Source organism: Brevibacterium sp. FME37, from assembly GCF_014897485.1.
In the GTDB taxonomy this organism is placed as follows: Bacteria; Actinomycetota; Actinomycetes; order Actinomycetales; family Brevibacteriaceae; genus Brevibacterium.
The window spans coordinates 1-11,050 of the sequence record NZ_JABUYE010000019.1 but is presented as its reverse complement, the minus strand read 5'-3'; the positions used below and the strand labels follow the sequence as shown (position 1 = coordinate 11,050).

The window sequence follows — 11,050 nt, the reverse complement described above, 5'->3', positions numbered from 1 at the left end:
ACTATCCTGAGCACATGTTCTCAATGATGAGTCCAGCATGAGTACGTGCGCAGTCGTGTGGTGCGACCGTGTTGCAGTAGCGCGGGGCGTCTGCGAGAGGTGCTATGGCAGATACAGGCGTGGCCTCGGCCCGAACGATACTCGGCGCTACACGACTCGGGAGACGAAGGAGCGGGTGCAAAGCGAAGCCACCGAGCGTCGTGAAGCTGGTGAAGGCATCGCCGACATCGCAGTCTCGTTGGGCGTCAATGAGTCGACGATGGGCAAATGGCTGCGGGACTGGGGAGTACGGCCAGCAACCGGAAAATACGGGCAATCGCTGGCGCAAAACCAGTGGAAGCGGTGGACCCGCGAGGACGCAGTGATCGCATACACGCGCACCGATCTGTCGATCGCAGAGCGCGCTGAGTTCTTGAATCGCTCATACACGGCAGTGGCCGGATTCGTCCGCGACTATCGGCAACGACCAGGCGACCCATATCGAATCAAGTAAAGACGGTTAGCAGCCTTGCCCGTGGCGCAATGGTCCGCCTGCTTCATGGCCACTGCTCTCCGTCGTAGAAGCGGACGAGCTGGTGGGGCTCTAGGTGCGCCTTTAGACATCGCGCAACCTCGTCGCAGTAGGACCAAGCTTCGGATACGTGGCGTAAGGCCGTTGACGCAGATCTCGCGGCGAACCGCTGAGTGGCATTGATATCCGCTCGATCTCCTGGCCCTACTTGGGAGGTCAGGCCGGCGTCAGCGTGCGAGACATCTGCTCGAAGCCGACATCGCCAATACTTGACGCTTCGCGAACGTACTTCTCAATATCATTCAGAAGACCCGTGGTGAATTGGCTTGCTTCTTTTAAGCTACTGGCTTCTACGACAAGATCCAGATCAATTAGATCCGACTTGGTGCTCTGATCGAAGGTCATGCGGTGTGCAAATGAATCCAGGTTCGGACTCATTTCATAGGCTGTCTGGAGCCATTGTAGGACACGGTCTCGATTACCCACACCGGAGATCTCAATCTCGATGGATACAGAGAAGAAGCGTGGCTTGCTCGGACCTTGGTTGGGCAGATGATTCGCCATGATTCTCCCGCCATTAGTTTCCATTTACTCGTACGATAGCTGTTGCCGTCCTGCCAGCAGGAGTACATCGGTAACCTTCTATTCGGCCGTCTGCCCGTCCGTAATGTGGAGCGGTTTGATCCTGTCATCCGGTGCAACGAGACCCGGAGTGAGTTGTCCGTTCCAGTGCCGCGTCCATGCGTAACCGGAAGCGTCAGTAAAAGCCATACTGACGTACACGTTCTCAGCTGGCACCCCGAACTTGAGTCGTTCCGTAACTACTGCCCTTGGCGGAATCGACAAAGTTCCGCCTTGAGACCGTCCAAGACGATCCCAACCTAGGGCGGCATCAGTCGTCGTTTGGTACACGAGTCCATGTACCGGGTAGTCAGTTTCATTCTTCACGAAGACAAGTGAATGGCCTTCGGAAGCTTCAGCACGTTCAGCCCAGCAGTAGACCCGGGCCATTTCACGTTTTGCTTCGGCCTCCTTCATCGCCCGCGACAGATGTTCCCGCCAAAGTCCAAGCAGGGCCAGGCCCAGCGCGATGATTGCTGCTGAAATGGTGCCGATTGCCGATAACCAATCTGCCGCGTTGGGTGAGCTGTCCAAATGTGCTTCCTTCCACTGCCGACGACGCCGTCCGCGCATAAAAGGGGGGTCTCTGTATGTGCTCCGGACCAAAACTAGCCTCCTACATCTTATGTAGAAGAGACTCAAGAGCAGGGAACCCTGACCGTGCTTTTGGCTGGACGTCCGTCAGTTGCTGCCCACATCCGCGGACGAAGATCGATAAGTGGCAACTCGCGACCGCCGCCAGGATCACGCTATTCACTTGAATTTGGTGAGGACAACTATGAATCCAGTGTCACCCACCTCAGACACGGAGTGCCATGGGTATCGCCCGGGGGTTTCTGGTAATGGCCTTTATCAGGGCATGGAAAACGTCGACCGTCGCGTGAGCCGGAGCATCGAGGAAATCAACACCGGCAATCCAGCATGGAAGAATGGGGGCATCACCGTCATCTGAAAAATGAGGAGCTCTTACATGTTCAACCGATTCCGCAGCCCCCTCGACGTCGCATGCGGACCACAAGGGAGAGCCCGGTGGATCCGGTCCCTCGGCTCAAACTGAGAGGATCGTACGCACACTCTTATTCATGGGTCAGAACTCGCGAACGGGAGCCTCAGTACCCTTCGTAGACGTCGGTAACTTCAGCCGAAGGTTCAGATGACCGACTCACAGTCTGGACGTCAATTTCGGGCTGATACGAAAACTCTGATCCGTCCAACGTGAAAGTCTGGATCTGAGGCTCATCTTCGATGCCAGTCACCTCATACGTAATTTCCCACTGACCGCTGGGGACTTCCGTACCAACGTAGCTCGGTTCAACGCGCAAGTTGACGTTGCACCCCGCTGAGCCGAAGCACTCCTGCTCTTTCACGATCAGCTCAACTTCGAAATCGCTAGCCACAGGACTGTAGTCAGGCTCCACCTCGGGCGAATCCTCGGTGTCTGCTTCCTCGCCCAACGCATCCGGTGAGTCGAAAGCAGACTGCGGCGAAGCCGACTCATCCTTTGAGTCTGTCGTGTAGTAAACGAGGGACGTACCGCCAATGCCGAGACCGATACCGACAACAAATGTGAGGGGAATCAGCCAATAATTCCGCTTCGAGCGGCGGTGCTGCTTCGGGGGGAATTGCATGTCCTGAGTCGGAGGCAAACTGGTCATTGGAAACGTCCTTGGGGGTAGTGACTAGAGGGAGTCGGATAAGACGCCCTATCGAATACATTTACTACGTCATCCTTTTTATGTAGCTTCATTCTCCGGGAGTGCTTCTTCTTGCGAAACCAACCCATTACAGACCAATTTCCGATACATCAGTCACGAACTCATAGTCCCACTCGTAACCTTCTTCGTCGGAGATATCAAGAAGCTCATTCCCGTACTCTGCGATCTCCTCATACTGTTCATCAGTGTCCTCATCCAGAGCCACATCGATATTGAGAGTCGCCACTCCGAGATTGAAGTCAGCTAGCTGTGTTGCTCCGCTACAGGAGAGATCGTCTTCAATGTCACCAATGAGATCTTCTCCATCATCCGAGAGATCGTCGATGTAGCTCTTCTGGTCAGGAGCATCCCGAGCGGCTACAACTAGCTCCCATCCCATGGACAACTGAGAACCGACCTCCGCCACGGTGAAGCACGGCCAGTTGTTCTGTGATTGCACTGGAGGCCCGCTGTAATCCGCAATCGGCTCAACCGCTTCTTCCTCCGTCGACTGAACTTCGTTGCTCCCCGGTGCTTGTCCGCAACCTGCCAATGTCAACGCAGCGGCCACCATGACCGCGCAAAGCTTTACGCTTTTCACATGTTCTCACCTAGTGGAGCACAGTGCTCCAGGCGGGCGCTGAGCGTATCCGTAGTTCACGACTCCACCTCACCAGTATTGCCAGGATCGGAAGACGACGCATTCACTTTCTCGGCAAACGTCCGAGCCTTTGCAGTGTGCTTCGCGCTACCACTGATCGTTCCAATGATCTGGTCGTCACGCTCCAACACCACGTGAACTTCATTATGGTTCTTACGAATCAGCGCACCTACGCCAGCACCGAGCGGCCCGAACAGCACGCCTCCGGCAACAACACGTTTTGCGCTCACATAGGTTCCGACGTTCGCGCCGTCCTGCACAGTCGCCGTAAGTCCAGCCGTGGGCAGCTTCTCGAAGCCTGTCTTCGTGCGGTACTGAATGCGGAATCCGTCGAGGAACGAACCACCGAATGATCCGTTGTATTTTTGAGACGGCAACTCCGACTTGAACCATGACTTGAGCTTGGACACGGTGACTCTCCTAATTGGCGTGTGTTACTTAACGAGGTCCGACATGTCCTTGGGGAAGCCTGGTGCACCGAGTGCATCCCACGCCTGGTTGAGTGCGCCATCGTCAAGGGACCACACCGCCATACCGTCATCAATGAAGTACTTACCCAGGGGTGCCTCTTCTGCCACACCCTCCATGAAAATTTCCGCCTGCACGTCGCTGCCCGAGACGATCACACCAATACTTTTGGACTCGCATACTCCGGTTGCATACTGAGCTATGCCTCTGTCGATGAATTCGTTGTCCCAGTCGCATTCTTCAAACCAGACGTCGAGATCTTTCTGAGCGGCGACAAGACGCTTCGTGAGTGGGTCAACGGGGTCCGCCTTCTTCGGCTTCACCGTCTCAGCTTTGGATGAGGGCTTGGGCTTCTCCACCTTCGGAGACTCGGCCTTCTTCGGTTCCGGTGCCTTCGTTTCCTTTGGCTTCTCTACCGGCTCGTCGGCTCTCGACTCGTCGACCTTCTTAGCCGCCTCCTGTGTGACCTCAGCAACAGGTTCAGCTTCGTACCCGTTTGCCATGAGGATCAACCCAGAAACCAACAGTGCCGCGAACACTGCAAAAACGAATGTTCCTGCACCAATGAAAACTGCGGCGATCTTGTGGGACTTCGCCCATGCGGTAATCTTCTTCATGACGGCGCTCCTATTCAGCGTTGTCGTGCGGGTCACTCGGTTGCTTCGGGTGGCCCGCTCCTATTTAGTATTTTGAAAGTATCACTGCCGTTGTTGAATCAGAAACGAGTTATCACGAATTCTAGGATTCACCTGTAATTTGTTACCAGAATGTATCCATGAGCGCAGAAAAAGAGGCAGATTGCCCGAACGCTGACCCAAGCAACCGAGGCGAAAGCGCCGCCCCGCGACGAAGCCAAGCGCCCCGAATGGCGACGTCACGAACGTCCTGTCCCGCAATAGCGTGGGCTATCGAACCGACGTTTCAACAGGGACGTCGAATCGATACATCAGTGGTTCACCATTCGTGAGACCGACGAAAACAGGACGACCTACAGGTGTATACCCGGCCTTCCATGCTTCGTCAGTGGCCTCGTCATCAAGCTTGATAATTCGTTCTCCGCGTTGGTAGACGGACTGAACACGCTTGGCTTCAATCTGATCGGTAGCTGCAATTTCAATTCTCAACTTCGGCATACAGCGACCGTAAATCGGTTTCCCCTGAACGTTCCCGTGGGCTGAACCTGACCATTTCCTGTTAAGCGAACGTTTCGCTTTCCGGACGCCTCAGCGATTCCAGAGCCGACTCGCGCTCGACCAATCGCTCGACGCGCCCACGTGCGTGATCGGAATCGTCGGTACGGACGGAAAAGTCTTGAGCACAGTCGGCAAGAAAGTCGGCCGTCCTACCCGGAGCCGGTCGAGGAGGAACTGGATCATCGTCAGCTGGCCGAAGGTCCGAGACCAGTCGGTGGCGACTGCGTCAAGGTCCGGTTGCCGACCCACCGGCGGCAACTTCGGCGAGAGTGTATGCACGCGGTTGAATAGCCGACCATGGTGTGCGCAGATGTTGCGCACGATGTTCAGTGCCTTGAGCCAGCTCGTCAACTGTGGCGCAGTGAGTCCACACACGTCGGCGACGGTGTTCTGGACACCGCGGGGTGCGAAGCCGTACAAACGCGTCAGACGACCCCAATCCAACAGCTCGATCGCTGCCCAGACCGGAAGCACCCCACCACACTTCGCGTGATGATGCGCGACGAAGTCCTCGCGCGACTGCCTTAACTCAAACTCATATCCATCGAGCCATCGACGGTAAACACTTTCGTTGCGTGCAGTGGGGCCTAACTTGCCGGGGTCAAGGTGTGCGCAGGGGTCGACGCGTCCGAGCTCATGGCCAAGCAGTGCGCGGATCGCCAGTTCGATGGGCGTCAGGACAGAGAAGGTCGCCGCACGCAACCGGGCGTCGAAGTCATAGAGTGCGATGACGTCGCTGAGGCGGGTGCCGGTATAGAAGTCATCTTCGCGCCCTGTCTTGGATTGCTTCCGGAACGGATACCAGTACCCACTCAGGCGATAGTAGTTGACGCGTTGCAGGGTAGCCAGAGCCGTATCGCGATCTCCCACATCCATACCGCGCTCAGACAGCAGGTCGATCTGCTCATCGTAGGACTTGTACTCCTTGACCCCGTTGTCCAAGAACACCACCTGAGAAAAATGAGGACCGGCCCTGGACCTACCGAAGTAGGCGGAACCGGTCGTGATGAGTCAATACTATCGTGTGCCGGGGGTGTTGACGCAATCTCGCGTCTCGGTGAACACTGCGCCACCGTACGATCGATCCCTGAGGTGGAGAGAGAAGCCGCGACTACGTGACGGCCTCAGCTTGTTACATCGAGTAACCAGCCCTCTCCACTGCTTAACTTAGGCAATGGAGATATGCCCTAGAAGCAGAGCACCCTGGCGGCTTCACTCTCAAATCGGCCCGAGTTTATAAACCTCGTCGGAGATTGCCCCGGCGGCCGCCGCTGCCTTGGGCCCGTACTTTTCCAGCTTGTCCGGACTCAATCGACTTGCAGGGCCCGAGACCGAGACCGATGCAATCGGCTTACCTTCGGCATCGACGATAGCGGCACCTGTGGAGCAGATACCGTCGCTGAGCCCCCTGTCGTTCGTGGAATATCCGAGTTCCCGTGCTCTTTCGATCTTTTCTTTAAGTGCACTGGGGTCCGTAATCGTCTTCTCAGCAACCTGCAGGAGGCCCTGGGAAATGTAGTCCTCAATCTGATCATTGTCGTATCTGGACATGATCGCGAGGCCTGTCGCCGAGGCGTGCATCGGGTTCCGATCGCCGATTGGCAGAAACGCTCGCAGTGAGTGCGACGTGTCCAGTCGTTCGATGAGCACCACGTCCCGAGCATCGGGCACAGCCAAATGGATCGTCTCCGTGGTTATTAGCTGGAGATTGTTGAGATGGGGCATTGCAATCTGGCGGATGTCGCTCGGACTGCCAGCGTTCTTGCACACAGAGAAGCCCCGTGACGTCAGCTGCCATTGCACCGGTGGTTCCGGGGTCTCTGCGATCCACCCCGCCTCTTTGAGAGTGAGCAGATAGCGTTGCACGCTGCCTTTCGGCAACTCCGCTGTGCGGCTGAGGGCCGTGAGTCCGACTTTCTCAACTTCCGCGATGAGCTCAAGCAGTCGAAATGCTGTGAGCACACTATTGATAGTCATCCGATATTCCTTGACGGTAAGTGTTTTGATTCATAGTATCGAAACAGGGTTCACAGTATAGTTCGATGGTCCACCTGATGAACCAGGAATTTCGTAGAGAAATGGATGAAACATTGGCGTTTCAATTGACTGCTCTAGCAATATTCATTGCCCTCTTCGCCATCTGCTCATGGCGAGGTGTTCACATCGGTATCTTCATGTTTCCAGCAGCATGCGGAATCGGAATCTGGTTGGCGTCGATGTCCCTCGAAGACGTCGTAGCCGGGTTCCCGATCGACATTCTCGTCCTGCTAGTAGGTGTGACCTACTTCTTCTCGGTCGCGCGATCCAACGGGACGATCGACCGGCTAGTGGATTACGCGCTCAGCAGGGTCGGCAATCGGTCCGCTCTGCTTCCACTGGTCTTTTTCCTCTTGTCACTCGGTATCGGAGCAATGGGGTCGCCGCTGGCCTCGCTCGTCGTTGTCCCGATTGCCATGCCGCTTGCCAGGAGATACAAAATGGATCCGATGGTAATGGCGTTGGCTATGGGAACAGGCGGCAGTGCGGGAGCATTCGCGCCGACCAGTCTCTTCGGCATCGTCACCTACGGCACAGCCCGGGAAGCAGACATTGCCATCAACCCCTTCGCGCCATTCGGCGTCGCGTTGGGAATGAACCTCCTGCTGCTCGTGTGCGGCTTCTTCATGTTCGGTGGAGCCAAACTCATTCGGGAGACGTTCGGTCGTGAGTCTCTCGACAGCGATGGCGGATCCGCCGCAGGTGGGCCCTCACATGGTGCTCGTAATCCTGGTGAAGAGTATGGAATCGGCAGTGGCGAGGGACGAAGCCCGAGCCCAGCTGGGGAGACCACCGCAGTTGACACATTGGCCGACAGATCCATGCGCGGTAAGACGACGTTCTCCGGGATCCAAGTCTTCACATTTGCCTGCATTATCGGGCTAGTTGTCGCAGTCATCGGGCTCGCAATTGCTGGGGAAGATCCGGACATCGGAGTCCTTGCATTCGCATTCGGTGCAATTCTCACTTTCGTTGATCCGGCCAGCGGCAAAAAAGCCATTCCGCAGATCGACTGGTCGACCGTGCTGCTTGTCGGCGGAATCATCACCTACGTCGGTGTGCTCGAACACATGGGCGCTGTCGACCTGCTCGGCGAAGGCGCGGCGAGCATTGGTGCCCCGATTGTCGCCGCACTCGTAATCTGCGTTATCGGGGGTGTGGTCTCCGCCTTCGCATCGACGACAGGAATCCTCGCTGCGCTCGTGCCTCTGGCCCTGCCGCTCGTGGCCAACGGTGGTGTTACAGGCTGGACTGTCATCTGCGCCCTGGCTGTCTGCTCGTCAATTGTCGATGTCTCGCCCTTCTCAACTGTGGGGGCCACATTCGTCGCGACCGTAGAGGAATACCAGCGTGAGCGAATGACCAAGCTGCTTCTGCGGTGGGGCCTGTCGATGGCAATCGTCGGCCCTGTCATTCTCGTCGGAACTCTCGTCCTTCCGGGCACGCTCTGAGTTTCACATCATCCAACAGCACATCATCGTTCCAAAGGAGAACCACATGAGCGATTCGCTCCCGTTACAGGGCATTAGAGTCATGGACCTCACCCGGGCACTCTCAGGTCCATTCTGTACAACACTGCTCGGCGACCTCGGTGCCGAAATCATCAAGATCGAAAGTGTGAAGAGCGGGGACTCGGCGAGGATCTGGCCACCTTACGAAGGCGACCACAGTCTCTATTTCGAAGCGGTGAATCGCGGTAAGAAATCGATCGCCATCGACTTCTACTCCGATGAGGGTCGAGAGATCCTCAAGGATATTGCGAATAATTCCGATGTCATCGTTGAGAACTTTCGTCCCGGAGTGCTCGCAAAGACAGGCCTGGATCCGGTCGACCTGCGGAAGGGCAACCCTGACCTTGTCGTTCAGTCAATCAGCGGATTCGGCCAGACCGGTCCACTTAGCCAATATGCCGGTCTCGACCAAGTCATACAGGCAATGTCGGGAATCATGTCGGTGACCGGCTCGGATTCTGATAACACCTTCCGAGTTGGATTGCCGATCGTCGACATCGTTACGGGAATCTTCTCCGCTCTGGGAGTCACCGCTGCATTGGCAGGCAGAGCACAGGTGGGCACGGGACTAAACGTCGCGACCTCACTGCTGGAATCAGCAGTAGCCATTTCTGTCTTCCAGGGGCAATCGACTCTGAGCAATCACACGGTTCCGGAGCCTCATGGCAATGACCATCCCGTGATTGTCCCCTATGGTGCCTTCGCTACCAAGGACGTCCCGATCGTCATTGCTGTCGGAAGCGATAAACACTGGATCAAGTTCTGCAATCTCATCGGGCTGCCGGATCTGCCTGAAGACCCGAGGTATGTGGGATCGGGCGACAGATTCACCAACCGAGATGTTCTCAAAACGGACCTCGAAGCGGCACTCGTCCAGAAACCGGCAGCCGAGTGGATGCACGAGATCCGTGAGGCGGGGATCCCAGCCGGACCGATCTATACCTACGACCAAGTCTTCGAAGATGAACAGGTGAACGCACTCGAGATGGTCCAGACCGTTCGCCGCGAGAATGGAAGCACACTGCCGCTGGTGCGCGGTCCGCTGTCAGTCAATGGTCGACCAACTCCTGTGCAGTCAGCCCCTCCGACCCTGGGCAACAGCACCGAGGAAGTTCTGGAAGGGATCGGATACACAGCAGACCGAATTCGCAATTTGGCGAGCAACGGAGTCATCAGACTCCTTGACGAAGCAGAGGCACGAGCATGACTGAAACCACCCAGGGCCTCATAATGAAGGTCGACGGATCGGTCGCCACGATCTGGATCCGAAACGAGGGGCGTCGCAATGCCATGACGTCACAGATGTGGGAGCAGTTTCCCGAGCTGATAGCGCGGGCACGTGCTCACAGTGCTGTGATGGTCATCGTCCTTCGCGGATTTGGCGATGACTTCTCCGCTGGAGCTGATATCTCGGAGCTGCGCACGATCAGCACTGCCAAGGGCTCAGGGGGTGCTTCGGCGACGACGAAGGCCGAAACCGCAATCGCGTCCAGCCCGAAGCCGACTGTCGCGGCCATTGATGGCTACTGCATCGGCGGTGGCTGGGAAATAGCTGCCGCTTGCGACTTTCGAGTCGCAACCCGCAATGCCAAGCTTGCCATCACGCCTTCCAAGATGGGCATCGTCTATCCTCTCAGCGCGATCAAGCGGCTTGTCGACATCGCCGGACCCAGCGTGGCCAAAGATTTGCTGCTGACAGGCAGAATGCTCACGGCTGAACAAGCCCTCGGCTTCGGCATGGTCACTCAACTGGCTGGTGAAGGAGAGCTGACCGAACACATCGCTGCTCTGGCGGATCAGCTTGGTTCTCGGTCGCAACTTTCGATTCAAGCGATGAAGAACATCGTCGATGCGATTGTCGCGGATGCAGACGTCGAATCCCGTGAGGGCGTCTGGCGGTCTGAGGTGGAGACAAGCGGCGAAAGGGAGACGGGAGTTCAGGCCTTCCTTGATCGGAGGCCCGCTGAATTCGGTTGGACGGGCGAACGCTTCTGGAACGACCATCCCGAAGTAGGTGTGCACGAATAACCCTCCTTGGAGTGGTTGTGACGCCAATGGCGTCACAACCACTCCAAGGCACGTGTTGCGCACTTAGGAGATCTCATCGACTAGGGCCTGTCTCCTTTATTGGCGTAGCCAATTCAGGGTGGCGCTGAGGATGACGGGACTGATGCAAAGAAAGGTGACAGTTTGAGTGTCAAGCTGCGAGAGCAGCTGGCTCTATGATTGCTTCGTACTCTACTGGTGTCAATCGACCCAACCGGGCTTGTCGGCGACGTCGGTGATATGTCCGCTCGATCCAGGTCACGATCGCGATTCTCAACTGGTCGCGAGTGGTCCACCGGCGACGGTCG

General features: G+C 56.7%; 14 protein-coding genes. 4 read left to right on the top strand and 10 right to left on the bottom strand.

The window, feature by feature from the left end:
• The first annotated feature begins 175 nt into the window (after positions 1-175).
• Positions 176-493 carry a hypothetical protein gene (locus tag INT29_RS17590; RefSeq protein ID WP_193072633.1) on the top strand — a complete coding sequence of 106 codons (318 nt, stop codon included), beginning with the start codon at positions 176-178 and terminating at the stop codon, positions 491-493.
• A gap of 234 nt (positions 494-727) precedes the next feature.
• Here the strand turns inward: INT29_RS17590 and INT29_RS17585 are convergent, their stop codons facing one another.
• The 9 genes from INT29_RS17585 to INT29_RS17545 form a co-directional block, all read right to left on the bottom strand.
• A complete protein-coding gene (locus INT29_RS17585; RefSeq protein ID WP_193072631.1) occupies positions 728-1,075 on the bottom strand; it encodes a hypothetical protein in 348 nt (115 codons plus the stop codon).
• A gap of 78 nt (positions 1,076-1,153) precedes the next feature.
• Entirely contained in the window at positions 1,154-1,666 is a 513-nt protein-coding gene (locus tag INT29_RS17580) for a hypothetical protein (RefSeq protein WP_193072629.1), read from the bottom strand.
• A gap of 575 nt (positions 1,667-2,241) precedes the next feature.
• The gene (locus INT29_RS17575; RefSeq protein ID WP_193072628.1) at positions 2,242-2,787 is read right to left on the bottom strand and encodes a hypothetical protein; all 546 of its coding nucleotides are present in this window, start codon (positions 2,785-2,787) and stop codon (positions 2,242-2,244) included.
• Between the two features lie 127 nt (positions 2,788-2,914).
• A complete protein-coding gene (locus INT29_RS17570) occupies positions 2,915-3,427 on the bottom strand; it encodes a lipoprotein (protein WP_193072627.1) in 513 nt (170 codons plus the stop codon).
• 56 nt (positions 3,428-3,483) lie between these two features.
• The gene (locus INT29_RS17565) at positions 3,484-3,897 is read right to left on the bottom strand and encodes a hypothetical protein (protein WP_193072625.1); all 414 of its coding nucleotides are present in this window, start codon (positions 3,895-3,897) and stop codon (positions 3,484-3,486) included.
• A 24-nt stretch (positions 3,898-3,921) separates the two neighbouring features.
• On the bottom strand, positions 3,922-4,572 hold the full coding sequence (locus tag INT29_RS17560; RefSeq protein WP_193072624.1) for a hypothetical protein: 651 nt from the start codon (positions 4,570-4,572) through the stop codon (positions 3,922-3,924).
• Positions 4,573-4,860: 288 nt separating this feature from the next.
• A complete protein-coding gene (locus INT29_RS17555; protein WP_193072622.1) occupies positions 4,861-5,088 on the bottom strand; it encodes a hypothetical protein in 228 nt (75 codons plus the stop codon).
• 90 nt (positions 5,089-5,178) lie between these two features.
• Positions 5,179-6,096 carry an Abi family protein gene (locus tag INT29_RS17550; protein ID WP_319020934.1) on the bottom strand — a complete coding sequence of 306 codons (918 nt, stop codon included), beginning with the start codon at positions 6,094-6,096 and terminating at the stop codon, positions 5,179-5,181.
• 270 nt (positions 6,097-6,366) lie between these two features.
• Positions 6,367-7,125 (bottom strand): IclR family transcriptional regulator, encoded by a 759-nt coding sequence (locus tag INT29_RS17545; protein ID WP_193072621.1) that lies wholly within the window; start codon positions 7,123-7,125, stop codon positions 6,367-6,369.
• Between the two features lie 65 nt (positions 7,126-7,190).
• Between INT29_RS17545 and INT29_RS17540 the strand changes: the two genes are divergently transcribed.
• Genes INT29_RS17540 through INT29_RS17530 form a run of 3 tightly spaced genes read left to right on the top strand, consistent with a single transcriptional unit; the run spans position 7,191 to position 10,724 of the window.
• Positions 7,191-8,636: an SLC13 family permease gene (locus tag INT29_RS17540; protein WP_319020933.1), complete on the top strand. Its 1,446-nt coding sequence runs from the start codon at positions 7,191-7,193 to the stop codon at positions 8,634-8,636.
• A gap of 46 nt (positions 8,637-8,682) precedes the next feature.
• Complete coding sequence (locus INT29_RS17535) at positions 8,683-9,903, top strand: CaiB/BaiF CoA transferase family protein (RefSeq protein WP_193072619.1); 1,221 nt, start codon at positions 8,683-8,685, stop codon at positions 9,901-9,903.
• A complete protein-coding gene (locus INT29_RS17530; protein ID WP_193072617.1) occupies positions 9,900-10,724 on the top strand; it encodes an enoyl-CoA hydratase/isomerase family protein in 825 nt (274 codons plus the stop codon). Before INT29_RS17535 ends, INT29_RS17530 begins: the two co-directional genes overlap by 4 nt.
• A 169-nt stretch (positions 10,725-10,893) precedes the next feature.
• Here INT29_RS17530 and INT29_RS20280 read toward each other — a convergent pair.
• The coding region (locus INT29_RS20280) for an IS3 family transposase (RefSeq protein ID WP_413463171.1) at positions 10,894-11,050 on the bottom strand (157 nt) is incomplete at its 5' end.

What these genes read in the sequence shown, in the direction of transcription:
- INT29_RS17585 (WP_193072631.1), bottom strand. Translation starts at nt 1,075, where the DNA reads ATGGCGAATCATCTGCCCAACCAAGGTCCGAGCAAGCCACGCTTCTTC.
- INT29_RS17575 (WP_193072628.1), bottom strand. Translation starts at nt 2,787, where the DNA reads ATGACCAGTTTGCCTCCGACTCAGGACATGCAATTCCCCCCGAAGCAG.
- INT29_RS17560 (WP_193072624.1), bottom strand. Translation starts at nt 4,572, where the DNA reads ATGAAGAAGATTACCGCATGGGCGAAGTCCCACAAGATCGCCGCAGTT.
- INT29_RS17555 (WP_193072622.1), bottom strand. Translation starts at nt 5,088, where the DNA reads ATGCCGAAGTTGAGAATTGAAATTGCAGCTACCGATCAGATTGAAGCC.
- INT29_RS17545 (WP_193072621.1), bottom strand. Translation starts at nt 7,125, where the DNA reads ATGACTATCAATAGTGTGCTCACAGCATTTCGACTGCTTGAGCTCATC.
- INT29_RS17540 (WP_319020933.1), top strand. Translation starts at nt 7,191, where the DNA reads ATGGTCCACCTGATGAACCAGGAATTTCGTAGAGAAATGGATGAAACA.
- INT29_RS17535 (WP_193072619.1), top strand. Translation starts at nt 8,683, where the DNA reads ATGAGCGATTCGCTCCCGTTACAGGGCATTAGAGTCATGGACCTCACC.
- INT29_RS17530 (WP_193072617.1), top strand. Translation starts at nt 9,900, where the DNA reads ATGACTGAAACCACCCAGGGCCTCATAATGAAGGTCGACGGATCGGTC.